We start from the raw sequence: 24,837 nt of genomic DNA, 5'->3' as shown, positions 1-24,837 counted from the left end.
GCAACTGAATGCCGTGGCGAGGGCCATGATCGCGGTCAATACCGTGCCCCCCGGGGCGATCGCGACCGATTTCAGCGGCGGCATGGTTCGTGACGATCCCGAGGTCAATAAGCACGTCGCGGAGATGACGGCACTTGGCCGCGTCGGCCAACCCGACGACATCGGTCCGATGATCGCGTCGCTCCTGTCCGGGGAGAATCGCTGGGTGAATGCCCAGCGCATCGAGGTCTCGGGCGGAATGTCTATTTAAGCTCAAAGGGGCGCCGGATTCGGCGCCTCTTTTCTCAGCAAACTTGCCGTTACGGACAGTGCGGAGAACCGTATCACAAAAAGTGGTAAAGCGGTGATGACGATCCAGCCAAAGATTTCAGCTTTGAAAAGCATATTTTGTGAAATGACGTTTTCAAGTATGGTGCTGGCATCCCCTTGTACCAGAAGGCTTTCATGGACAAAGCCATACGAAAAAAATGCTGCAAGCGTCATGATAATAAGTGATGTGCCAGCAGTTAGAGCAGACTTCCGGTGATCCAATAATACTTTTCCTGATGTAACCATCTAAAAGCCCCTAGTTTTCAGTAGTGATACCATTGTATATGATGGGGTAGGCCTACTTATGGGCAGTATAAGCATAATCTCTCTTGTAAACCTTCTAAGACTTCTTCTGGCACTTCCCTGACCTTGATATCCCCGCCTAGGAAAAGTAGCCAATTTATAATTTCGGTCAATTCTTCGGGCTTATTAACATTGATAAAGGTCTTTAGAATGGCTGTGGTTTGGTAAGGATTCGTATAGGAAATAGATACTTTTAAAGGATGGTATTTTTTGAACTGGGCAATCGCTTTTGGACCAAGTTCAAGAACAAGGTTGATTACTTCTTCCTGCTTACTTAGTTTTTCTAACATTTTTTTCTTACTTAATCTTTTTTTCGTCGGGTAGGGTTTGACATCACTGAGATGGTCGACAGGGAAAATCTGTTTCTTTTCTTCCTTTAAGTCAAAGCCTTCAATCAGCCAAAGGCCTTTTTCATGATAAAGGTTCAAGAGATAAATGGGGTAAGACTTTATTACCTTCCCTTCTTTGATGGTAATCAATAAATAGATATCCAAAAGAAGGATTTGGATGAGTTTTTCTAACATGGGATGGGGGAGGTCTGAAAGCTCAAGCAGGTCGGGATTATTGGGGTTGGTCCCTTCAAAAAGCAAGATTTGATTTAAAAGTACAAGATCTTCTTGTTGGTATTCTGAGATGAGGCCTAGTAATTTTTCAGCTAAAGACTGACGACTTTTTAGATAGGGGAGTTGTTGATTTCTTGTGGCCATGAAGGCAATAAAAAGAGCTTTGACCTCATTATCGGTAAAGCGAACAACGGGCAGGACAGAGTTTTGCATGACAAAATAACCGCCATCCCTTCCAACTTCAGCAACAAGTGGCATTCCCATGGCCTCAATTTCTCTGATATCTCTAATAGCTGTCGAACGGGAAATGTTAAATTCTCGCATGATTTCAGAAATTGTAAAGTGGGCGCGGTTGTTGATATACCGCATGATGATATTAATCCGTTCAACTTTTTTCATAAGGCCCCCTAAACAGTATCATTTTTTGACATGATTTAAGGTTATTATATAACCATCAAGTGAGGAAAATAAGTCATTAATTTAAAAAAGAGAGGTTTTGAATATGGCAGATTATACCCTAGAAGAAAAAGACAGCTTTACCGTTTTAGGTTTTGGAACTGAGCTTCAGAGCGAATACACAGACTTTGCCGGCTTAAACAAGGAAAAGTCAGACTTTTGGCAGGCCGTCAGCCAAGATGGAAGGCTTGACACTTTAAAAGCCTTAGCCACAAATGACTACATTTTTGCCGTGAACGAAGCGGTGAATAACAAGTTGATGCATTATGCTGGCGTCATGACAAAGGCATCGGCACCAGAAGAAGTCGAATCTAGGGTTATCCAATTCCCAAAGGGGGAATACCTAGTTGTTAAAGGGGAAGGGAAGACGGCTAATGAATTGAATAATAAGCTTGCTGGCCTTGCCTTTGGTCAAGTCTTGCCAGAAGCAAAGAATTTTGCCTATGTTGGCGGGCCAAATACAACGGTTGAAATGGGGCAGCGAAACGGCTTAGTTTTTGGTGAAATGTGGATTCCTGTTGTTAGGAAATAAAGATACGGGGAGGGATGGAAATGTCCAATATCGTTGATTTTAAAAATGTCTCTACGGTTGGTTTAGAGTCTTCACTTGTAGTAGAAGCGCTTTCTGGTTTACGTGCGAATGAAGCCCGTTACTTTATGACCAAATACAAGCATGAATTTACGGTTGTACCAGCTAGCGAAAGCCAGGAGACCCTTGATTATGTGAACCGAATTTTGAAAGAAGAACGTGATATTGAGTTTGCGGCCAAACCATTAGAAACTTCGCGTTTTCAAGTGGAAAATATCAAATTTGCCTACGTCTTTTATGAGGATGGTCTTGTGGTCAACGTCATGTATACGGTTGATGACCCTAAGAAGCGGGCCGTTGGTTTTAAGCTTTCTGAGGGGATGGAGGTACCAAAGGAGTTAGAAGGGAAGTTTAAGTTTGCCAGGCAGAATTCTAAACTAGCTGGAACAATTCGGGGTTCGTTTTTTGTAATTAAAGGTGAATATTAATGTATGCAAATGCAAGTAGAGGAATCCAGCCATACGGCGATGAAAAAGTCGGGGCCATCGACGTAGGGATTCAAACGTGGTATGTGCAAATGTATCGTTAGGCTTTATTTTGTTCTATATTTCAAAGAAGAGGCCATCCCGCAAAGGATGGCCTAAAAATTTGCCGTTACAGACAGCGCGAATTATGCTGCAGCAGCTGTCTTCCGTTCCGCGATATAGCAGGCAATTCCTAAAATGAGGGCAAGTCCGACAAGAACGGCACCGACCCAAGGGAGGGAGGTTAGAGACAGATGAGTGATGACCGATCCCCCAATGAAAGCGCCGGTTGCATTTCCCAGATTGCCGGCTGAATGACTGGTGGTAGAAGCTAAGGCGGGTGCCGACTGTGCCAAGCTCATAATCCGCACCTGCAACCCTGGAAATACGGCAAAGGAAGCCGCTCCCCAAAGAAAAATCGTTGCCACGGAGACAATTGGACTATGAACGGTAAAGGTAAATAGAGTCAGGATGACGCATATCGTAAAGTAAATGCCAAGTATGGAGGGCATCAGCTTCCAGTCCGCGAGCTTCCCGCCGACAATATTGCCGATCGTCACGCCAAAGCCAAATAGCACGAGAATCCATGTTACGCTATGTTCGGCAAAACCGGTCACTTGCACAAGCAGCGGGGTTATGTAGGTAAAAACGGCAAACAAACCGGCATTACCCAGTACTGCGATTAGCAGAAATAGAAGGAGCTTGCGATTGAAAAGGTCGGAAATCTGCTGAACGATACTTGCGGGTTTATCTTGCCGGATATGCGGGATGAAAATAAGGATGCCGATCAAGGTCACGGCGCCAATAATTGCAATCGAACCGAAAGTGGCCCGCCATCCCATCTGTTGACCGATAAATGTTCCCATCGGAACACCGATAATATTCGCAATGGTAAGACCGGCCATCATGATGGATACCGCTCCGGCTCGTTTGTCCGGAGAGACAAGGCCGGAGGCAATAACAGCCCCAACCCCGAAGAATGTCCCATGCGTTAACGCCGTGATCATACGAGCGCCCATCAGAACGGCATAGCTGGGGGCAAATACAGAGATTACGTTGCCGAGAATAAATAAGACCATCAACAAACATAACAGTTTCTTTTGAGGAATTTTATGGGTGAGCATCGTGAGGATAGGAGCCCCTACCGCGACCGCCAGAGCATACATCGTAATGAGCTGTCCTGCGGCTGAAATGCTGACATTCAAATCTTCGGCGACATTAGGCAAAAGGCCCATAATGACAAATTCAGTCATTCCGATCGCAAACGCTCCAACGGTTAAAGAGAATAAAGAGAGGGGAAACGATTTTCTGGCAGATTGCTTCCTAAGATTGGGTTGGGATAACGCCATAATGTCCTGGTCACCTTTCAACTGTGTTTAATGAGGCTTTTAGTGGTCTGTTTCGCATCGGTCACTGTATCCTATTATTTTGCTTTCGGAGCAAATAAGCAATAACTTTAAGCAAAAATTCTGAACCTTTCGCATTCAAAGCCAAGAATATTGTTCTTTCTGCACAACTGAAAAATTTAAAATCATTATCTGAAAAACATTGAAAGTAATCGCTTGGTTGAGAGCATATAATGAAGACGATTGTACATGGTTACATACCCTATACAAGGTGGGTGACAGGGATGAAAATTCAATTAAACGAGAAGCTTTCCATTTCCAAACTGGTCATCGGATGCATGAGGATGAACGATTGGAATTTGAGCGTGAAGCAAACGGTTGAGTTTATCGAATGGTGTATTGAGCGGGGAATTACAACGTTTGACCATGCCGATATTTACGGAGGCGATCATCGAAACGAAGCGCTTTTCGGTGAAGCTTTGCAAATGCAGCCGTCCTTGCGGGAGAACATACAAATCGTCACGAAATGCGCCATCGCGGTCCCGAATGCCAAAAACCCCAACATAAAGACCCGATTTTTCAATACGGATAAACAATACGTCCTCGAGCAGGTTAACGACTCCTTGGACAAGCTAAATTGCGGTTACGTCGATCTCCTGTTGATTCATATGTTTGACCTGCTGATTGATCCGGGCGAGCTTAATGAGACGCTTCAGCAGCTTAAGAGTGAGGGTAAAGTCAACTATTTTGGCCTATCCAACCATAGCCCGCTTGAGTTTGACACGTTGCAAAAATATACGGACATCAAATTCGTCACGCACCAATTCATGCTGAATCCGCTGGGCATCCAGAATTATCAAAACGGCACCATGACTCATTGCCTGAAAGAAGGCATCTCCCCGATGATTTGGTCGCCACTGGCGGGAGGAAGGCTATTCAAGGCTGCCAATCCGGCTGACGAAAAAATGAAAAACGTACTGCAAAACATCCGGCAGGAGCTTAACCTGGAACATCTCGATGAAGTCGTCTACAAATGGATCTTCAAGCATGCGTCCAATCCCGCAATCGTACTGGGCACCGGAAACAAGGAGCGGATTGAGCGGGCGCTCACTTCGTTAGAAGGTCCGCAGATGACCCGGGAACAATGGTATAAAATCCTGATCGAAGCAGGGTATACGTTGTGGTAATCTAAACACAATGGCATCTAAAAAGCAGAGCGCCAGCCTCCCGGGGGTTGGTGCTTTTCTTTAGATCATGACAATAGGGCAGGGAGAGCGATGGATAACCGTTTAAGCGATATTGAACAAAGGGAAGAGGACTTTTTGTTTGGAAGGGAGCAAGAAATTCAGTCCTATATCGAGTTCCTGACCGGACAATCCCCGCCCAAACAGCTAATATGGTCCTTGTACGGAACCGGGGGAATGGGAAAAACAACGCTTCTTGACGCTTTCAGGCGAATATCCTATCGGAACGGGGCTTTTTTTGCTGCAATCGACAGTCGTGAATTTGTACATACGCCGGAAGATTTTTGCCTAAGTTTGTTCCGCCAGCTTGATGATTCTACGAATGCGACGGATCACCATTTCGATGCTCCGGAGGGAGCGAAGCGCTGCCTGCAGCGCATAAGCGAATGGGCTGAAAATGGGCCTGTTACGCTTGCACTCGATACCTATGATGAAATGAATGATTTGGATGGATGGCTGCGGGAACATTTGCTCCAATGGCTGCCGTCCAACGTGCTTACGATCGTCGTCAGCAGGAAACCGCTTGGAGGCGGCTGGGTATTATCCCCCGCTTGGAGAGAACGCGTGAAGCCGATTCGGCTCAGCGGTCTAAACATGGAACAGGCTAAGGCATACTTAGCCAGATGCGGTGTTACCGACATCGATAACCAGACCATGATATGGGAAAAGACACGGGGTCATCCTCTTGCACTCTCCCTGGCAGCGGCTTCGAATTGGCTGCACCATGCGGCAGCTGCGGAAGACGGTGAGGAATGGTGGCCGCTGCTTGTGGAGATGTGGTTAAGTGAAGTTGCTGACCAGCACCTTCGTGAATGGATCGAGGTTGCTTCCGTGCTCCGATACTTTGACAGCGAGGCGTTAAGCGCGGTAAATGGAGGCAGTAAGATAACGGTTGCCGAATTTGACCGTCTCTGCGGGTTTTCGTTCGTAAGGAAAACGCCCAAAGGGTGGACGCTTCATGATGTCATGCGTGAAGCTGCAAGCAGGGTCATGATGGAGCGAACCCCGGACCGATACAAGAAACTTGTGGCAAGCTGTGCGCACTTATATATGAACCGTATTTTGCAATCCCCCCGGGATGGAAGCGCGGTTTGGGAAATCCGCGAATGCTTTTATTACATCGGGGACGCTTCCATTCGTTGGATTGTTTCTCCGGCGGAAAATGAAAGATATGTATGGGAACCGCTAAGCAATCACAATTTGCCCGAAGGGGAGCGTTATTTGCAATGGCGGTCAGATCAGGCGCAGTCTCCCGCCGCAACCGGACAATTGACGACTTTGGATATCGTGAAAATGAAAGATGTATCGCTTCAGGAAATGATGAGGACCGATCATCGGTTCGTCAAATTGTTGAGAAATCAAGAAGGAGACATCGTTGGACTGTCCGTCATCTATCCGGTGAATGCGGCAACGATTCCGTATCTGGAGAAGGAACCGCTTGCTGCTGAATACATTCGGAGCCTCTCTGCCGAAGCCTATGAAGATCTGATGGATCCGGCAAACCGGCAGGTCAGCTGGTTTATCCGCATCATCGATGTTGCCGAGCCTGCAAATCCTCTTATGTCCATTAAAGCGTTGGAGCTAATTTTTTCGATGATGGTGTCAAATGGATTCATTATTACTTCGCCGCCGCCGGATCCGATCATGTTCGACTCTCATCGCAGCTTGGGCTTTCAAGAGATAGAGGGCGTTTACCATACGTATTACGACGGAAAAACGGCTACGCCTATTTTTATACTGGATACGCGAGGGGATAAGCTTCGGCATTTATTCGAAGGTCATCTGCAGCAAACGGGACACAGTTTACCGCCGGGCAGTGAAACAAACAAGCTGGATGAGTTGATGAACAATCTGACGGAGCGGGAGCAGGAGGTCGTCAAGCTTGTCATTGAAGGACTCTCGAATGCGGATATTGCAAAAACCTTATACGTTGCAGAGATCACCGTAAAAAAGCATCTGCGGTCCGTTTACCAGAAGCTTCAAGTACGCAACCGGGCCGATCTGTTACGAATTCTTCTCTAGATCATCATTGTACGAGACACCTGCAAAGGTGTCTTTTTGTTTTGCAAAAGTATCCCCAGGGATAATTCCGAGCCGGCCGTAGTTAGAATATAGTTTGACTAGGGCCCAATCAATGGACGAAAAGGAGTTTTATGAAATGAAGTTGCTGCCTGCGTCATCTGCCGAAAGGATTTCGACGATTGATATTTTAAGGGGATTGGCGGTTTTTGGAATTTTCTTTGTCAATATTTTATACATGAGTACAACCTCGGTCTACTTTGAACGGAGCGGCGTTGTTCCGGCGGGGGAATCGGCCGTCAATCAAGGGGTGAAGCTTGTCATTGAATTATTTTTATCCGGAAAATGTTATCCCATTCTGGCGTTCCTGTTCGGTGTCGGTTTCTTCATCTTGTTAAGCCGTGCAGAGCAGAAGGGAATGCGCATTTACAGTTTCTTTTTGAAGCGGATGCTGATTTTGTATCTGATTGGCGCAGCTCATATGCTGTTTTTCTATGGTGGGGACATTCTCCGTACGTATGGTTTATTGGGTTGTTTGCTGCTGTTGTTTTACCGCAGGAAAGAGCGGACGGTGCTGAGATGGGCCATCTCCATTTTGATTGTTTTTTTACTGATGTTTTCCCTCTCGTTTCTTCAACCGGCAGCCGATTTGAAAGAGAGCCAAAGTAAGAATTACACGGCTGCGCAGCAGGACTCAGCCGCGGCTATAGTAGCTTATCAGAGCGGAAATTATAGGGAATGGTTGGCCTTTCATCTCAACGAAGACGTGCTTCCGGCACTAGCGATGGAACCGATCACGTATCCAAGTACGTTCGGCATGATGCTGCTCGGATTTTACGGCGGGCGAATCCGGCTGTTTCAACGGATTGCAGAGTTTATCCCATTGCTTCGCAAGATAAGGATCATAAGCGGCTTAATAAGCTTGCTGGTTACGGCCTTGCTTGCCATGGCACGGCTTAAAGCCATCGACTTTGGCGTATACGAAACGACCGCCGCTCAATATTTGATTTATGGCTTCGGCATTTTTCTTAGTTTGTATTATATGTCGACCATCCTTCTTGCGCTGCAGAAACCGTTTGTGAAGAAATTGCTGCATCCATTCCAATATGCAGGGCGGATGACGCTGACCAACTATTTGCTGCAGTCCGTCATCTCCATTGTGGTTTTTGCAGGCTTCGGGTTATATTTAAAGCTCAATCTTGTAATGGTGGTCGGTTATTGTTTCGTGGTCATTCTCGCAGAGATCGGGTTTAGCAGGTGGTGGATGTCCCGGTTCCCGTTCGGTCCGATGGAATGGGTGTGGCGACGGTTGACGTACGGGAAACTAGAGCAAGCGGCCAAAGCGTCGATAAGCGGATTAAAAATAGGACATTAAGATCGTTCTTCTTACTAAGCGTGATGCATCTAACCGTGCATCGCGCTTTTTTGCTGTGATGTCGGACAAATCCAGCTTCGTGGAAGAAGCGCTGCACACAGTCATCCAACTCGAATTGTCGGAGGCCAGTGTACAGCGCTTCTCGTGTTCAGCCTTCTCAGTCCAGGACGGTCACGTTCCCGGTATACATGTTACCTGCCGGACTGCGCGTATTTCCAGAGGCGTAGGCTTTCGTTCCGCTATCTGCGTTGACGATATAAGCGGATGTGTTGTCCAGATATACGGTATTGTTCGTGAAAGTGGCGTTTTGTCCCCAACCGGACGCCCTTACATGAACCTGAAACGCATCTACAATTATGTTGTTGCCATTGCGATAAGCGGTATTGTAGCGGATCTTGTCGTTGTTCCCTTTCACATCTATAAAGCTGTCCGCATAGTTGGCGCCGCTTATTCCGGTTCCATTAAATGTGTTGTATTCGATAACCGTTCCCTTAGAGCCTTCCTTAATATCGATATGCTCAGCAGGTACACCGGGCCCAATCGTATTGTTTACGATCCTGTTATAGTTGGTGGCGGGGTTGAAGGTACTCCACTTCCCTATGTCAGACCCGACATAAATCCCTTCGCCATACGAAGCGTTTATTTGGCCGAGATCGTGAATATATGAGTTTGCAATCTTGTTGTAGGAGCTTCCGTCCCGGTAATGAACGCCCTCCTCGCCGATATTGAATACCTCCACTCTGTCAATCAACGTGTAATTGGCATGATCGAGCACGATACCCTTTTTGGCGTTCGTAATTTTCAAGTTTTTGATCACCCAATAATCGCCTGTCACATGCAACGTATAACCGCTCCCCGTACCGCCGCCGTCCAGTGTAGCTTTGTCAGAAGAGCTGGCGGATTGCAACGTAATTTTATTTTCGGAAGTGCCGTTAGCAGCCGCCACGAAATTACCGTTGAGTGAAATGCCCGCCGGTAAAGTAATAACGTCCCCTGGCTGCGCATTATCGAGTTGGTCCTGCAAGCAAGATGCCGTGCTGCAAGTAACGGAGGCCTTCATCAACGAAGCAGGAAACGAGATGAATACCGAGCAAAGCATGATAACGGACACCAAACGAAAGTACAAATTTCTTTTCATCAAATCTTACCTCCTGATAGATTATGTATTGAGATTGAATTTGTAATGCCCTCACTTAATTGTTGACTGATCAACCCCTTTTTCTTTGCATGAAAGATTGTACTGATTTTGTGGGTCTAATAATTTCATTAGAAAACATTTCTTTCCTTTTACCGCAATCTATAATATCAGGTTTTTTTACATATGTCTCCAGTTTTTTTCGGTTGTAACAAGAAAATATGATGGAGAAGCAAGTACATAAGGGCCTTGTACAACCCGAAGCGAAGGAAAACTTTCATATGTTGATCTTATATACCTTTAGGCATCGAGCAAATGGGAGTCATCAAGGAAGCGTGGAAAGTTTGTTCCGTCGTTATGCCGAGATTTTGATAAAGAAGAGGGAGACGCTTGACGGCTATGTTATACGATTCAGGCAAACATTTAGAGGATAAAGATTAGCCCTCAGGGATGAGGGCTAATCGTTCATATCGTCTACACCGAACATTGAGTTCAAGATGATCGAATGAATGGATTTCGAAGGTCGATCGACTGAGAGGTTTCCCCAATATATAATGCCGTTTCAGATGGATTTGTAGATGCGATCCGTTTTCCGCGGTACACGACATGCCTCGTTACGGGCATCCGGCGTATCAGCTCCCACGGGTCTTGACCGTCGGCTATAATAAAATTGGCCGGTTTTCCTACCTCGATACCGTATCCTTCCATGATATTTAACGATCTGGCTCCGCCTTCCGTAACCATATGAACGCCAAGCGGAATTTCCTGGTTTCCTGTCATATGTCCCACATGCAAAGCCATATTGGCGACTTGCAGCATGTTGCCGTTTCCCAGAGGATACCACGGATCGATAATACAGTCTGTCCCAAGGCTTACATTCAGTCCCGCTCCCAGCAGTTCCTTAATTCGCGTCATTCCCCGCCGTTTCGGATAAGGGTCGAATCTCCCCTGCAAATGGGTGTTGACGAGCGGGTTGGCGACAAAGTTGATTTCAGATAATTTCAGCAGATTCATCAACTTGGAGACATAAGCGTTGCTATAGGAATGCATGGCTGTTGTATGGCTGGCCGTAACCCGTTCCTTCAGCCCGGTTCGATAAGCCAAAGCGGCCAGCACTTCCACAAAGCGGGACTGCTCATCATCAATTTCGTCACAATGCACATCGATTAATTTGTCATACTTCTGGGCCAATTCGAAGAGGATGTGCAACGATTGTACGCCATCCTCCCGTGTAAATTCATAATGAGGAATGGCTCCGGCTGCATCGGCTCCCAGCTTTAAGGCCTCCTCCAACAGTTCGGCACCGTTCGGATAAGAACAAATGCCCATTTGGGGAAAAGCGACGATCTGCACATTCACCCAGGAGCTCACTTCATTCTTTAACGCCAGCAAGGACTTTAGGGCCGTCAATTGAGGATCGCAAATGTCTACGTGGGTTCTGACATGAAGCACGCCTTGACCGGCCAGCCATTGAAGAGCCAGCAAAGCCCGCTGCCTTATATCTTCCTCCGTTAAGAACGGTTTACGCTCCGACCAAATTTGGATGCCCTCAAATAATGTCCCGCTTTCGTTCCAACGCGGTTCTCCTGCTGTCAAAACAGCATCCAAATGAATATGGGATTCCACATATGGGGGAAGAAGCAGCAGCCCTTCTGCATCAATCACCTGTTCAAGGTGTTCGGGTGAATAGACCCTGTCGCCAACGTCCGTGATCGAGCCTGCTTCTTCCTCTTGAATGGATGCGATTTTCCCCTCATGTACAGCTATTTGATACAACCCTTTCCGGTTTAACAAACGCGCATGTTTGACAAGAAGCTCCATCCATTACATCCCCTTCAAAGCTTTTTCAACAATATCGTTTGTAAACGCTGCGGGTACGTCGGCCTGGTTCTTGATGACACCGAATTTCAAAGCAATATCGGCCGTCAGCTGGAACCGCTCCTGATTGGTGAAGCCGATCTTATCGGCGGACAGCCCTTCGGGTTGAACGAGCTTCGCCACTTCCTTCATCATCGTCAACTGGTGATCACGCGTAGAGCTTCCTTCTTCCACCGCCTTCATAACGATGTCCACGGCCCCCTCCTGATCGGCGATAGCGTCCTTCCATCCCTTCAAAGTCGCGCGAACGAATTTGACGGCCGTCTCTTCGTTGCTCGCCAGCCACTCCTTATTGACGAACAGGTTGTCGTGAAGCATGCCGACTCCCAATTGATCCAAATTGAACACGTTCAGGTCTTCCGGCTTATAACCATTTTCCAGCAAAACATGGTATTCGTTATAGATCATGGCGGTGGCCACGTCCAGGTCGCCGTTCATAAACTGATCCATCGTAAAACCTTGTTTGGTAAACTTCACATCCTTCAGGGGATCAAAGCCGTATTTGGAAAATAACGCCAGCACCTCGTATTCGTTTCCGCCCATCCAGTTTCCGACCTTCTTGCCGGCAAATTTTTCCGGGCTGTCGATTCCTGAATCTTTTTTGGAAACGAGAACCATGCTGCTGTCCTGAAAAATTTGCCCGATCTGGACCAGAGGCACCCCTTGTTCAATATGAGATAAGAGGCTGCCAACCAGGTTGACTCCGAATTGGGCCGTACCATTGGCCACTTGCTGCTCCGGCACAATATCCGGCCCGCCGGCGACAACCTCTACGTCCAGACCCTCTTCTTTGTAATAACCTTTCTCTTTGGCGACGTAAAAACCGGCAAACTCCGCTTGCGGCACCCAGCTTAACTGGATTTTGATCGGGACCGGTTCGGCAGAAGCGGATGGTGTTGCGGCATTATTCGTTTCCTTATCGCCGGATGCCCCGCCACAGCCTGCCAGCAATAACAAGAGAAGACTGATAGCACCTAAACCGATTATTCCTTTTCTAAATCCATACCTTTGTTTCATTGCTCTGCCTCCTTATATCCTATTGGAATATTTTTCTCTCTCTATTTACCGTTGTCAGATAACTTAACGGCTTTAGTAATAATATAGAAGATGAGGAGGCGCTTTTGGATTGACAAATTGATTCGGTTATGGGGCCAATAGGTTGACAGTGTGTCCAAACATTTCCATTAAGCTCCTAACGTTTCTGCATTAACATTACATACTCATGAGCATAAACGGCAAGTTCAATGCAAAATCGCTTGTCTGCGGACATGAAATCATCTCCGAGCAGCTCGGAAATCTTGTCCAATCTGGAGTAGAGTGACTGTCGTGAAATAAAAAGGGCTTTGGCAGCTTCTCTTTTTGCCCCGTTTAACACCAAATACATTTTCAACGTACTCAAAAGCGGTTCTCTTTTCTCTTGCTCCAAAGCGACAATCGGGCCGATATAATCTTCAATCAGTTCAGTGAGCTGTTCGCTTTTGCTTAAGTTGAAAATGATCCGGTAAAAGTGAAGCAGAGTATAAAACGGCATTTGCAGCGGTCCGATTTCCTTTTGGATGGAAATGGTGTCCAAGGCGGACTTCAGGCTTTTCTTTACCGAGGAGAGCTCGTAAAAGGGGCGCCCTACACCGAGAAGCTGCGAAAAGAGAGGAAGGTATTGATGATCCGCTTCCTTCAATCGGGAGAGGGCTCTGACCAAAGCGGAATGGGTCTCTTTGCGCTTCTGCAAATCAAGTAGAATATAGACCATTTGCTGGTTTAGAAGGGTCGGTATTAAATAAAATCCTTCCTGCTCAAAAATAGTGCGAGCCATCATGTTTTTTTGAATATACACCCTTTCGAATTCGGGGGAATGGAGCAGGTCCCGGTTCGGTTCAATAACGATGACCGAATGAAGTCCGGATGAGTAGGTTGGTTTTAAAGACAGTATGTATGGTTTAATTTCTCTTTCCTCGTAGTGACCATTCAGCCAATCGTGAACCCATTGATTCTGTTTGTACATGCGCTTCTCTTCCCAATAGAACGTCCGCATGAGTTCCTGTGCGACTGCTGTGGCACACCGGTCCAGCGCAAGAAGGTCAAAGGGATCGAGGGGTTCTTCCGACCAACTGAGCAGTTCCCCTAAACAATGTTGAAGAACAACGATGGATTTGGATACGAGCCGGTGGCTTTGTTCTTTTTCCGCAGAAATATTCTGAATGATGGTTTGCTGCTCGCGATTGGAGATGGCAGGGAGAAACAGCGGTTTGCCTTCCAGCGGAACATAAGCAATCGGCTTATGGGTTGCTTGGTGATAGAGGTGAAGCAAAGGGGATAGACCGCTGGCTGTCAAAAGCAGCTCATTGAAACGCATGGACAATTCCTCTAGCTCCGTAACTTTCTTCCGTTGCTGATTAATAATCCAGCTGTGAATATCGTGTGTAATATCAATGTACCGGATACTGTGATGAATGAGAACTAAGGGGAATTCGGATTGAACGGCAAGTTGGATCATCGGTTCGGGGATTTGAGAAACAACTCTTCCAAGCTCGATGCATAAACCGGCAGCTCTGCTATCCATAATTTGTTGTAAAAAGGAGATGCTTAATTCCTCGTTGTCTTTCCAGATCAGTCCTGTCGTTAAGATTAACTCATTTCCATTCAGCAAATGTCCGACATGAGTGACCTCCAATATATGGACCCACTCGACCGTACGATTTAGCGCTTTTTCGCTGGCATATACGGTGGATCCTTGAAAATAGGAACGCTCAAGAATATCTCGAACCGTAAGGGAATTGACCATACCATGCACTCCTTAAGTGAAGAGAGGTAGAGTACTTGCCTTCCACGATCATAAGAATTCGGATTATGGAAGTACTCGGTAATTATTATTGTAACGGTATGTGCGATTCAAACCAAGCATTTGTCAGCATGCGAAGACTATGGAAGAATATAAGATGAACTCACTGCATCAAAAATATTAGAAATAACCAGGGATATTATATTTCAAATGGATGTGTTATTATTTGTAAATACTGGCATTTGTAAATAAGGGGGACCATACTATTATGAAGATCGCAGATGTTCCATTTTGTACAATTGACTGGAGTGAAATAAGCGCTACTCAACATCCAGGAATTGAAGGACATGCGTATTGGCGGACATTTGAGATGGGGAACATCAGAGTGCGAATGGTAGAATATACTCCTGGTTATATTGCAGACCATTGGTGTAACAGAGGTCACGTTTTGTTAGTACTGGAAGGAGAATTGTATACCGAACTTTCAGATGGAAGAGAATTTAAACTCACGCCAGGAGTCAGTTATCAGGTGGCAGATGATGCCAATCCACACCGGTCTTATACGAACACTGGAGCAAAATTATTTATCGTAGACTAATAAGAGGAATTAATTTTTGTCATGCCGAGCATGCCGACGATTCCGCTGGGAATGAGAGAAATACAAGAACCTGTTAACAAGTGAAGAGGTCATAAAGGACACCTTATGTGCAGGTGTCCTTTATTTTCGCCTTTACGATGATATCTGGAAGATGATTTGCCAATTAGATTGGTCTAAAGTATAGTTAGGAACAAAATAACGAATGGAGAAAATGAAACGATGTCTAATTTGCCAAATTGCCCAAAATGTAATTCCGAATACACTTACGAAGATGGGCGTCTTTTTGTTTGCCCAGAATGTGCGCATGAATGGAGCTTGGAATCGGAAACCGAAAGTGAAGATATAAAAATAATTAAAGATGCAAACGGGAATGTCTTAACCGACGGCGACTCTGTCACTGTAATCAAAGACCTTAAAGTAAAAGGGACTTCATTGGTCGTAAAAATAGGCACAAAAGTAAAAAATATTCGTTTGATTGATGGTGACCATGATATTGATTGCAAAATTGACGGGTTTGGAGCAATGAAATTAAAGTCGGAGTTCGTCAAAAAGATATAAATACGCGATGGCTGATCCCGGATCCCTGATGTTCCTTGTCACTTGTCTCTTGTTCCAATTATCTCTTCTTATGAACCCGCTGCTTGGCTTCCATTTGGATCTTCTTCCACTTCTGCTTCTCCGCCAGCTGCAGGCTGGCGTCGTCTTTGCGGGCCTGGAAAGCAAGCTCTCGCTGCAGCTTCTGGTAGTTCCGGTAGCGGCCGGCATCCAGCGTGCCATCGCGCAGTGCCTGCTGGACCGCGCAGCCGGGTTCCTTCTGATGCCGGCAATCCCGGTAATGGCAGGCGGCCGCCAGCTCCTCGATGTCTTCAAACGCGTCGCGGAAGCCTTCGTCCGCCTCCCACATGTGCAGCTCCCGCATTCCGGGCGTGTCAATAATGATCCCGCCTTGCGGAAGCAGAACCAGCTCGCGGTGCGTCGTCGTATGCTTCCCCCGGTCGTCGCCTTGACGGACCTCGTTAACACGCTGCTTCTGATCGCCCGCCAAACGGTTGATCAGCGTCGATTTTCCGACACCGGACGATCCGAGCAGGGCAATCGTGGTTCCATTGGCGAGATAGGCGAGGATCGGGTCAAAGCCTTCCCGCCGCTCGGAGCTGATCACGTGGATGGGGACGCCGAATGCAACGGACTCCACTTCTGCCAGCTTTTGCTCAACATCTTGGCAGAGATCCGCTTTGCTCAGGATGATTACCGGGGTAGCTCCGCTTTCCCAAGCCAAAATCAAATAACGCTCGATTCGCCGCACGTTAAAATCGTTGTTTAAGGCGTTGACCAGAAAAACCGTGTCCACGTTGGCGGCAACGATCTGTTCTTCCGGCACAGAACCTGCCGCTTTGCGGGAAAATTTGCTTTTGCGCGGAAGGATGGCATGGATGGCCGCTTTCTTTTCCTCCATCCGGGGTTGAATAACGACCCAATCGCCCACTGCCGGATAGTCCTCACGACCTGTCGCCGTATAGCGCAGCTTGCCCGTCACTTCCCCAAGCAGCTCTCCGTGTTCCGTGAAGATCCGGTAAAGATGTTTATGCTCCAAGGCAATTCTGCCCGCGATATATCCTTGTTCGGCGTATGCCGCAAAATGCTCCTGAAAAAAAGAACTCCAACCTAAGTTTTCTAATTTCAATTCGGATTCCTCCCGTATGTTCGATCATTTCACATGAACGATCACGGAAGTATCCCCGCTATTCCTGCGCCTGGCAGCCGCTTAGTTTGAAAGGAGGATCTCCGTGACCTCAACGACGCTGCGATTCGAAACAATTCCAGCCATTTTCATACAACATCTCTCCTTTATCGAAGAAAAAAGTAAGGTGCGTTCAGTTTTATTTTACCATAGGAGGTACAAACATGTAATCATAAAGGTATCTGGAGTTCTTGGACGAGTGACGAACATTTTTTCAACTCTCCATAAAAGGGCTGCGGAAATGAACTACAGGATTGAAGATTACCTGAAGAGACGTGGCCTCATAAGATGAGGGCGCTGTTAATACTCGGGCCCCTATCCCCGCTTGCGCTCCCTGCGCAGCAAATAGAGGAAATAAGGGGCCCCGATTAGGGCCGTCATGATGCCGGCGGGCACCTCCCGCGGAATGACGATCATCCGCCCGAGACAATCGCCCAGCAGCATAATATTTGCTCCGATGATCGCAGCCAGCGGCAGAAGCCAGCGGTTGCCGTTACCGATGAGTCTCCGGGCAATGTGCGGAGCAAGGAGGCCGATGAACCCGATCGACCCGACCGCTGATACGGAGACGCCGGCTAAGGCGACCGCGAGTAGAAACAGCCCGAAGCGCTCGCGCACCATATGCAAGCCGAGGGATATGCTTGTCTCGCGGCCGAGCCGGAGCACATTCAGCTTTGCGGAGCTTCCCCAAGCAAGGAAAAGCAGCACCGCCACAGCGGGCAGGAGGTAGCTCACCTGACTCCAACCGCGGCTCCATAAGCTGCCGGACATCCACAGCAGCGCCATGTTGATATTGGTCGGATTCGTCACGATCAAGTATTGCGTTCCCGCTTGAAATGCGGCGCCGACAGCAACGCCGGACAAAGCCAGCGAGGACGGAGCCAGCGTCAGTCTGCGGCTTAAAGCGAGCAAGATCAGGAAGGCGGCAACGGCGCCGGCAAATGCGGCAAGCGGAAGCAGATAAACGGGCGATGCCGGGAACAGGAAGATGACGGCTGCGGCGGCGAATCCGGCTCCCTGCGTAATGCCGATGACATCGGGACTGGCCAGCGGATTGCGGACCAGGCTTTGCAGGATGCTCCCGGCGACAGCTAATCCGCAGCCGGAGAGAACGCCGACGATCACTCTGGGCAGACGAATCTCGTGAACGATGAAATAGAAGCGGCTGGAGTCATCCAGCAAGCCGGCGCCTGCTTCGCGAAGCGGAATGGATACCGCTCCGACGCTGAGCGAGACAACGATTAGAGCGAGCATCACCAGCGAAGCGATGACGAGCGTGATCGTCTTTCTCATTTCGCGCCACCTCCTTGCCGACGGGACAAATAAATAAAGAATGGCGCGCCGATCGCCGATGTTACAATTCCAACAGGCGATTCGAACGGAAACGCGATGACGCGGCTGAACAAGTCGGCATACACAAGCAGCATCCCGCCGAGCAGGCCTGTCAATGGAACGAGAACGGCCAGATTGGCAGAACCGGCCAGCGCTCGCGCGATATGAGGGACGATAAGGCAGATGAAGCCGATCGGGCCGCATACGGCAACGGCCGAACCGGCAAATATAATGACGAGCAGCATCCCGGCAGCGCGGACAATGTTTACCCGCTGGCCCAATCCGGCCGCAAGCTCATCGTCAAGCGGCAGCAAGCGGAACGAAGGGATCATCGAGATCAGCAACAGCAGGCCGCCGGTGAAGAACGGCAGGAGCATGCCCACCTCTTGCCATCCCGCCCGATTTACGGAACCGACCAGCCAGAAAATCATGCTCTCGGTGGAGTACTGATTCAGGATCATCGCGCCTTCCGTCAACGAAGACAACAGGAAGTGAACGGTAATGCCCGCAAGCGCCAGGCGGACATATTGTTTGTGGCCGCCGCCGGTTAGAGACCAGACGAGCACGGCACCTGCCGCAGCCCCGGCGAAAGCAAGCAGCATCGACGGGAATAGTCCTAGCCCCGAGGATAGAACCAATCCGAGCACAACGGCCAAGGAAGCCCCCGCATTAATGCCGAATATGTGAGGGGATGCAAGCGGGTTTTTGGTCGTTAGCTGGGTCAGCAGGCCGGCCAGCGCCAGCTGAATGCCGACGATACAGGCCGTTAAAGTACGGGGCAGCCGCAACGTCTGGATGTACAGATGCAGCTTATCGCGGCCTTGATAAGTTAGCGCTTCGAACAACGTTCCCCATGACAGCTCAGCCGGGCCCCATTTCAAGCTAAAGAGCATACCGGCGGCTAATACGAGCAAGCCAATGCAAAAAAGGAAGAGCAGATGCCATGAGCGGCTCTGCTTCTCCTGTCGAATCGAATTATCCATTTCGGCTATTCTCCCAGCATACTTACGATATCCTCGGCAATTTTCTCCGAGCCTAGCATGCCGCGGGACAGCGACCAGTTTCGGCGCTCGACCGTAAACACTTTATTCCCGGACACCGCATCGATCTTCGTCCACAATGGATTCGTTTCCCACTGATTCACGATCGTAACTTTATCCGTCGGCATGAGGAACAGCGCCTGCGGATTCGTTTCCACCAGCTGCTCTAACGTCAGCTGCGGGTAAGCCTTATCGCTTTGCAGCGGGTCGGTGAATCCCAGCATCTTCAACATCGAGCCGGTATACGAGTGATCGGAATGGCCGAAAAATCCGGTAGGATTGACCACTGCCGGAAGAATGGTCATGCCGGCGTTCTTGATTTTCTGCTTGGCTTCTTCCATCTTCGCTTCATGCTCTTGCAGACGTTTCTTCCCTTCCTCTTCCTTGCCGACGGCTTTGGCGACGATCATATAATTTTTCAGCATCTGCCCGTAATCGGCCTGGAAATCATTCAATACAAGAATGGGGGCGATGGCTTTCAGCTGTTCCAAGGCGTTCTTGTGTTTGTTGATGTCGACGATAATGAGATCCGGCGCGAGCGAGCTGATCAGTTCGATGCTGGGCTCATAGCGGGAGCCGACGGACGTATAGTCTTGGAGCTGGTCCTTGACACGATCCATAAACAAGTCCGGGTCGCTGTCGTCGGCAATGCCGACCGGTTGAACGCCAAGCGTCACAAGCATATCCGTGAAGCTGAAGTCCATCGTGACGACCCGTCCCGGTTTCTTAGGCAGCGTAACGGTACCCTGCGCATCTTCGACTGTAATTTCCCCGCCACTTGGCGCCGAGGCGGACGGGCTGCTTGTACCGGCCTGACCTCCCTGGGCGGTGTTGCCGGCCGATTGACCGCAAGCGGCCAGGACGCTTATGACGATAACAAGTAACAGAGCAAGGGTGAGGATGCGGCTAAAACGATGATGCATGATGACTCCTCCTGATAATAATAATTATTCTCAATTAATTTTAGCCGGATCGAAACGGTTAGGACATATCTAATTTTAAGATTGAACATGTTATATTATTCGATTTCGTCCAGCGTTTTAAGAAATGCAGCAGGGGCACAACCGACTTCTTGTTTAAAGGTTCGGCTAAAGTGAAAATAGTCCGCGAATCCGACAAGCTGTGCGACTTCTTTGGCGGGCAGTCGGGTCTGGCGGAAAATCTGCTTCGCTTTATCGATCCGAAGAGTGCGCAAATAGCGGCTCATGGTCGTTCCGGTGACATTTTTGAATAGCGTGGTATAGTGCCCGACGCTGATTCCGGCACGTTCCGCAAGCATCGGGAGCGTGAGCTTCAGCATGTAATGCTTATTGATGTACGAGAGAGATTCTTCTATTTTGCCGGAGGAAGAGGGGGTCTCTTGTTTCCACCCGGTCTCATACATGTAAATGAACAAGATCCGTTCAAGGATAAGCCGCTTCCGGATTTGCTGCACCAGCTGCTCTTCTTCAGAGAGGTTGCCGGGATCTTGAGACATCTGGAACAGCTCGTCCAGCATATACTTGATTTTCACTTCACTAACGGTCCGAAGCGGACCCTGCAGGGTCCAAGGACTGTTCTCCGGGAACATACGGTACGAGATGACGGCGTACTCGGCTTTTTTTGTTTTGGGCACTTGGATGGTGAAAGGACTGTAACGGGGATGGCACGCGAAACCTTGGGAAACCATCACCGCCTCCTCATTGTCCCCTGAGACCGAGAGATGTCCGTGCAGAACAATAATCATCAGATGGCAGCCTGCGGGGCTGGCAATGGTTTGAGTGGTCTGGCTGAATTCGACTCGTTCGAATGATGGAATTAGGGAAACGAGTTGTTGAAAACTCATGACGGTACAGTCCTTTCTCCTCAAGTACGGTCTTCAGCCCCGAACCGCTTCGCAGATCTGGCGCGGGCACGTTCCATTTCGACCTCGCGATTGCGGGGTCCGGCTTTCGTTACCAGCTCGTCCAGCAGGTTGCGGGCCACTGCGGCCACCTCTTCGACTGCGCGATGGAATGCCGCCTCATTCTCCTTGGAAGGCTTGTTGAAGCCCGAAAGCTTCCTCACGAATTGGAGTGAGGCAGCCTGAATTTCATCTTCGGTTGCCGGAGGGTCGAAGTTGAATAGTGTTTTGATGTTTCGGCACATGGCGCTCTCCTTTTCATTTCCGTTATCAAGGCAAGTTCACTTTCATTTTAGTATAGTTTCCACGGAGTGCAAAATATCACATCGAAGAAAGTGCGGAGCTGATAGCATAGGTGATGTGAAGAAGATGTACGACATTAATCTTGGCGGTTACATGTTATTGTTCACCAATATATAGACAGAAAGAGGAGAGTTACCATGGGAAAAGAAAAAGTGACGCGCGTTGTATTGATTGGAGCCGGATTTGTAGGAAGCAGCTATGCGTTTGCCATGCTCAATCAAGGCATCGCCGATGAATTTGTCATTGTCGATCTGAATGAGAACAAGGCGGCGGGCGATGCGATGGACCTCAATCACGGCAAAGCGTTTGCCCCGCATGCGACAAAAACGTGGCACGGCACGTATGCGGATTGCAAGGATGCGGATATCGTATGCATCTGTGCAGGCGCCAACCAGAAGCCTGGCGAAACCCGTCTGCAGCTTGTAGAGAAAAATTTGGCCATTTTCAAAAGCATGGTCACCCAAGTGATGGAGAGCGGCTTTGACGGCATCTTCCTGATCGCGACGAATCCGGTCGATATTCTGACCTATGCGACCTGGAAATACAGCGGATTGCCGCAGCAGCGCGTAATCGGCAGCGGCACGACGCTCGATACGGCCCGTTTCCGCTTCTTGCTCGGGGAGTATTTCAAAGTCGCACCGGGTAATGTGCATGCGCACATTATCGGCGAGCATGGGGATACCGAGCTTCCGGTCTGGAGCCACGCCCATATCGGCGGTGTGCCGGTCCATACGCTGGTCGAGCAGCGTGAAGAATACAGCTATGAAGACCTCGATCATCTGTTTGTGAATGTCCGGGATGCGGCTTACCAAATTATTGAGAAAAAAGGGGCCACTTACTACGGAATCGCCATGAGCCTCGCCCGCATCACCCGCGCGATATTGCGCAACGAGAATGCACTGCTTACGGTCAGCGCCAAGCTGGACGGCCAATACGAAACGGACGATGTGTATATCGGCGTGCCGGCGATCGTGAACCGCGGCGGGATCAGCAATATTTTGGAGCTTGAGCTGAGCGAGAAGGAGCGCGGGCAATTCCGCCACAGCGCCGATGTGCTGAAAGGCATTCTTGCCCCTCATTTTTCGAACTGAATGACCGTTTCTTTCATCAAAACATAAAGATCCCACTATGATGGGAAAGGATGACTTTCCATGTGGTTGCAGCAATACGACCCCTTTCACAACGATATCGTCAGTGCGCTTGTCGCGGCGCTGCCGATCCTGTTCTTCCTGCTGGCGCTAACCGTCTTCAAAATGAAAGGCGTTTATGCGGCGCTGTCCGCGCTGCTGATCAGCTTTCTGGTGGCGGTCATCGGCTTCGGCATGCCGCTCTCCAAAGCGGTGATGGCTGCGGTGCTCGGCATCGGCACCGGACTGTGGCCGATCGGATATATTGTCATTATGGCGGTATGGCTGTATAAAATTGCGGTCAAAACCGGCAAGTTCAACGTCATTCGCGCCAGCATCGCCGGCATCTCGCCGGATTCGCGGCTGCAGCTGCTGCTCATCGGCTTTTGCTTCAATGCATTCCTCGAAGGCGCAGCCGGCTTCGGCGTACCGATCGCCATCAGCGCCGCGCTGCTGATCGAGCTCGGCTTCCGGCCGCTGAAGGCGGCGGCCCTCTGCCTCATTGCCAACGCCGCCTCGGGGGCGTTCGGCGCCATCGGCATCCCGGTTATCGTCGGCGCCCAGATGGGCAGCATTACGCCGCTGGAGCTTACGCGCACGCTTGTCTGGACGCTGCCGGCCTTCGGCTTTCTGATCCCCTTCCTGCTCGTGTTTATTCTGGACGGACTGCGCGGGATCCGCGAAACGCTGCCCGCCCTGCTCGTGGTGGGCGGCGTGTACACGGCACTGCAGACATTCGCGATGCTGGTGCTGGGGCCGGAACTGGCGGACATTATGGCCGCCTTGGGCGCGATGGGATCGCTTGCTTTATTCCTGCGCAAATGGCAGCCGAAACGAATTTTCGTCGAGCGGGGGAACGGTGAGGCTGCGGATAACCCAGCGGATGCCGCAGTTGCCGCCGTAGCAGCCGCTGCGGAAGAACCGCGCTACGGATTCAAGGCTATCGTATCCGCATGGTCGCCGTTTTATATTCTGACTGCCGTCATTACGGTGTGGAGCCTGCCGGCCTTCAAGGCGCTGTTTGCCAAAGGAGGCGCTCTGCAAGCGACAACCCAGCTGCTGCAAATTCCGCTGCTGCATAAGCAGGTGGTCAAAATGCCGCCGATCGCGGCCGCAGAAACGCCGCTTGACGCCATGTTGAAGCTCGATTTCATCTCGGCGACGGGGACGGCCATTCTGGTGGCGGTGCTCATAACCGGCATGTTCAGCCGAAACATCAACCTGCGCCAAGGGTTCGGCACGCTGGGTGAAACGATGCGCGAGCTGTGGCTGCCGATCGTCACGATATGCTTCGTCATGGGCTTTGCCAATGTGGCGAACTTCGCGGGGCTCAGCTCGACGATCGGGCTCGCGCTGGCCCGAACCGGAGACATTTTCCCACTGTTCAGTCCTGTGCTTGGCTGGATCGGCGTATTCATCACCGGCTCGGTCGTCAACAACAACGCTCTGTTCGGCTATTTGCAGACCGTCACCGGCGCCCAGATCGGCACAAGCGCTTCGCTGCTGCTCAGTGCCAACACAACTGGCGGCGTCATGGCCAAGCTGATATCACCGCAGTCGATTGCGATCGCTGCAGCCGCCGTCAAAAAGACCGGACAAGAATCCGCGCTCTTCAGTATGACGATCCGCTACAGCCTCATTTTCCTGCTTCTCGTATGCGTCTGGACCTTTGTGCTGTCCCGGATCGGCATATAGCCGGCAGCGAAGGATTTGCGATTAGATAGATATTACAATCCGATTAGGGAATATGCGAAGCCCAGGCTCTCTCGGCACAAAACGCTCCTGACATGAACGGTCAGGAGCGTTTTGTTTGAATAAAGGGAATGGCGCCGGATCAACAAGGGGCAGAACATTTTTCTCCTTGATGAAATCAAAGCGGCGGAAAAAAGCTTATTGATCCGGATACGTCTCTTGCAAAAACTTGACCGATTCGGCAATCAACGCTTTTAAAACATCGACATCGATATCGGCCAATTCAATGATGTACACGCACGCTTTTCCGGTCGTATGTTTTCCGAATTTCGATAATAATTGGTCCCGCTTTGTGTCGCCAGGCGCAAAATACAAGCTGATTTTGGCTTTGCGCGGTGAAAAGCCGACCAGAGGCGCGTCGCCTTCGTGACCCGACGCATATTTATAGTGATAAGAGCCGAACCCGATAATGCTCGGTCCCCACATCTTCGCTTCATAACCCGTCGTTTCCGCAAAAATATCCAACAGCTGATAAGCGTCTTCGCGTTTTTTATCGCTGTCGACATGTTCAATAAACTCAAGGACGCTGTTGTCGGTTTCTTTTGTTTTTAATTCGTACGCCATTCGAATCTCTCCTCTTAAAGGTGAAGTGCACAGAACTA

The 24,837-nt window shown here is 49.3% G+C and carries 23 protein-coding genes and 1 pseudogene; 10 read left to right on the top strand and 14 right to left on the bottom strand.

Translation table 11 applies throughout. The annotated features are described in order from the left end of the window. Positions 1-25 precede the first annotated feature (25 nt). The gene (locus tag VN24_RS09900) at positions 26-250 is read left to right on the top strand and encodes an SDR family oxidoreductase (protein ID WP_052702883.1); all 225 of its coding nucleotides are present in this window, start codon (positions 26-28) and stop codon (positions 248-250) included. A gap of 74 nt (positions 251-324) precedes the next feature. Here the strand turns inward: VN24_RS09900 and VN24_RS09895 are convergent. Both VN24_RS09895 and VN24_RS09890 read right to left on the bottom strand, forming a co-directional pair. Then, positions 325-555: pseudogene (locus VN24_RS09895) on the bottom strand (DUF4386 family protein); the annotation flags it as partial. 56 nt (positions 556-611) lie between these two features. Further along, a complete protein-coding gene (locus VN24_RS09890; RefSeq protein ID WP_045670278.1) occupies positions 612-1,574 on the bottom strand; it encodes a helix-turn-helix transcriptional regulator in 963 nt (320 codons plus the stop codon). A gap of 103 nt (positions 1,575-1,677) precedes the next feature. Here VN24_RS09890 and VN24_RS09885 point away from each other — a divergent pair, with 103 nt between their 5' ends. Beyond that, positions 1,678-2,163, top strand: coding sequence for a GyrI-like domain-containing protein (locus VN24_RS09885; protein ID WP_045670277.1), 486 nt, complete (start codon positions 1,678-1,680; stop codon positions 2,161-2,163). 20 nt (positions 2,164-2,183) lie between these two features. Next, complete coding sequence (locus VN24_RS09880) at positions 2,184-2,648, top strand: hypothetical protein (protein WP_045670276.1); 465 nt, start codon at positions 2,184-2,186, stop codon at positions 2,646-2,648. Positions 2,649-2,830: 182 nt separating this feature from the next. Here VN24_RS09880 and VN24_RS09875 read toward each other — a convergent pair whose 3' ends face one another. Beyond that, positions 2,831-4,033, bottom strand: coding sequence for an MFS transporter (locus VN24_RS09875; RefSeq protein ID WP_045670275.1), 1,203 nt, complete (start codon positions 4,031-4,033; stop codon positions 2,831-2,833). A 281-nt stretch (positions 4,034-4,314) separates the two neighbouring features. On the opposite strand from VN24_RS09875, the gene VN24_RS09870 reads away from it, so the two are divergent. The 3 genes from VN24_RS09870 (at position 4,315) to VN24_RS09860 (ending at position 8,668) form a co-directional block, all read left to right on the top strand. Beyond that, entirely contained in the window at positions 4,315-5,217 is a 903-nt protein-coding gene (locus VN24_RS09870; protein ID WP_045670274.1) for an aldo/keto reductase, read from the top strand. 90 nt (positions 5,218-5,307) lie between these two features. Then, the gene (locus VN24_RS09865) at positions 5,308-7,296 is read left to right on the top strand and encodes a helix-turn-helix domain-containing protein (RefSeq protein ID WP_045670273.1); all 1,989 of its coding nucleotides are present in this window, start codon (positions 5,308-5,310) and stop codon (positions 7,294-7,296) included. Between the two features lie 136 nt (positions 7,297-7,432). Next, positions 7,433-8,668: a DUF418 domain-containing protein gene (locus VN24_RS09860; protein ID WP_045670272.1), complete on the top strand. Its 1,236-nt coding sequence runs from the start codon at positions 7,433-7,435 to the stop codon at positions 8,666-8,668. 157 nt (positions 8,669-8,825) lie between these two features. Here the strand turns inward: VN24_RS09860 and VN24_RS09855 are convergent, their stop codons facing one another. The 4 genes from VN24_RS09855 to VN24_RS09835 all read right to left on the bottom strand — a co-directional run bounded on the left by VN24_RS09855 (position 8,826) and on the right by VN24_RS09835 (position 14,463). After that, on the bottom strand, positions 8,826-9,806 hold the full coding sequence (locus tag VN24_RS09855; RefSeq protein WP_045670271.1) for a right-handed parallel beta-helix repeat-containing protein: 981 nt from the start codon (positions 9,804-9,806) through the stop codon (positions 8,826-8,828). A 489-nt stretch (positions 9,807-10,295) separates the two neighbouring features. Next, the gene (gene codA, locus VN24_RS09845; RefSeq protein WP_045670269.1) at positions 10,296-11,624 is read right to left on the bottom strand and encodes a cytosine deaminase; all 1,329 of its coding nucleotides are present in this window, start codon (positions 11,622-11,624) and stop codon (positions 10,296-10,298) included. Positions 11,625-11,627: 3 nt separating this feature from the next. Then, the gene (locus VN24_RS09840; protein WP_045670268.1) at positions 11,628-12,698 is read right to left on the bottom strand and encodes an ABC transporter substrate-binding protein; all 1,071 of its coding nucleotides are present in this window, start codon (positions 12,696-12,698) and stop codon (positions 11,628-11,630) included. Between the two features lie 175 nt (positions 12,699-12,873). Continuing rightward, complete coding sequence (locus VN24_RS09835; RefSeq protein WP_045670267.1) at positions 12,874-14,463, bottom strand: PucR family transcriptional regulator; 1,590 nt, start codon at positions 14,461-14,463, stop codon at positions 12,874-12,876. A gap of 265 nt (positions 14,464-14,728) precedes the next feature. Here VN24_RS09835 and VN24_RS09830 point away from each other — a divergent pair, with 265 nt between their 5' ends. Further along, on the top strand, positions 14,729-15,058 hold the full coding sequence (locus tag VN24_RS09830) for a DHCW motif cupin fold protein (RefSeq protein WP_045670266.1): 330 nt from the start codon (positions 14,729-14,731) through the stop codon (positions 15,056-15,058). A gap of 219 nt (positions 15,059-15,277) precedes the next feature. Next, entirely contained in the window at positions 15,278-15,616 is a 339-nt protein-coding gene (locus VN24_RS09825; RefSeq protein WP_045670265.1) for a zinc ribbon domain-containing protein YjdM, read from the top strand. 58 nt (positions 15,617-15,674) lie between these two features. Here the strand turns inward: VN24_RS09825 and rsgA are convergent, their stop codons facing one another. From rsgA to VN24_RS09790, 6 genes are all read right to left on the bottom strand, one after another. After that, positions 15,675-16,742, bottom strand: coding sequence for a ribosome small subunit-dependent GTPase A (gene rsgA, locus VN24_RS09820; RefSeq protein ID WP_045670264.1), 1,068 nt, complete (start codon positions 16,740-16,742; stop codon positions 15,675-15,677). A gap of 372 nt (positions 16,743-17,114) precedes the next feature. Continuing rightward, complete coding sequence (locus VN24_RS09810; protein ID WP_045670262.1) at positions 17,115-18,092, bottom strand: FecCD family ABC transporter permease; 978 nt, start codon at positions 18,090-18,092, stop codon at positions 17,115-17,117. Beyond that, positions 18,089-19,114, bottom strand: coding sequence for a FecCD family ABC transporter permease (locus tag VN24_RS09805; protein WP_045670261.1), 1,026 nt, complete (start codon positions 19,112-19,114; stop codon positions 18,089-18,091). Before VN24_RS09805 ends, VN24_RS09810 begins: the two co-directional genes overlap by 4 nt. A gap of 5 nt (positions 19,115-19,119) precedes the next feature. Further along, entirely contained in the window at positions 19,120-20,094 is a 975-nt protein-coding gene (locus VN24_RS09800) for an ABC transporter substrate-binding protein (RefSeq protein WP_045670260.1), read from the bottom strand. Between the two features lie 95 nt (positions 20,095-20,189). Beyond that, a complete protein-coding gene (locus VN24_RS09795) occupies positions 20,190-20,996 on the bottom strand; it encodes a helix-turn-helix transcriptional regulator (protein ID WP_045670259.1) in 807 nt (268 codons plus the stop codon). A gap of 20 nt (positions 20,997-21,016) precedes the next feature. After that, positions 21,017-21,298 carry a DUF2277 domain-containing protein gene (locus tag VN24_RS09790; protein ID WP_045670258.1) on the bottom strand — a complete coding sequence of 94 codons (282 nt, stop codon included), beginning with the start codon at positions 21,296-21,298 and terminating at the stop codon, positions 21,017-21,019. Between the two features lie 195 nt (positions 21,299-21,493). On the opposite strand from VN24_RS09790, the gene VN24_RS09785 reads away from it, so the two are divergent. Together VN24_RS09785 and VN24_RS09780 are read left to right on the top strand one after the other, a co-directional pair. Next, complete coding sequence (locus VN24_RS09785) at positions 21,494-22,447, top strand: L-lactate dehydrogenase (RefSeq protein WP_045670257.1); 954 nt, start codon at positions 21,494-21,496, stop codon at positions 22,445-22,447. 60 nt (positions 22,448-22,507) lie between these two features. After that, positions 22,508-24,178 carry an L-lactate permease gene (locus VN24_RS09780; RefSeq protein ID WP_045670256.1) on the top strand — a complete coding sequence of 557 codons (1,671 nt, stop codon included), beginning with the start codon at positions 22,508-22,510 and terminating at the stop codon, positions 24,176-24,178. Positions 24,179-24,373: 195 nt separating this feature from the next. Here the strand turns inward: VN24_RS09780 and VN24_RS09775 are convergent, their stop codons facing one another. After that, positions 24,374-24,799: a DUF1801 domain-containing protein gene (locus tag VN24_RS09775; RefSeq protein ID WP_045670255.1), complete on the bottom strand. Its 426-nt coding sequence runs from the start codon at positions 24,797-24,799 to the stop codon at positions 24,374-24,376. Between the last annotated feature and the right edge of the window lie 38 nt (positions 24,800-24,837).

This window comes from Paenibacillus beijingensis (genome assembly GCF_000961095.1).
GTDB classification, from domain to species: domain Bacteria; phylum Bacillota; class Bacilli; order Paenibacillales; family Paenibacillaceae; genus Paenibacillus_O; species Paenibacillus_O beijingensis.
This window is presented reverse-complemented; position numbering and strand designations above follow the sequence as displayed.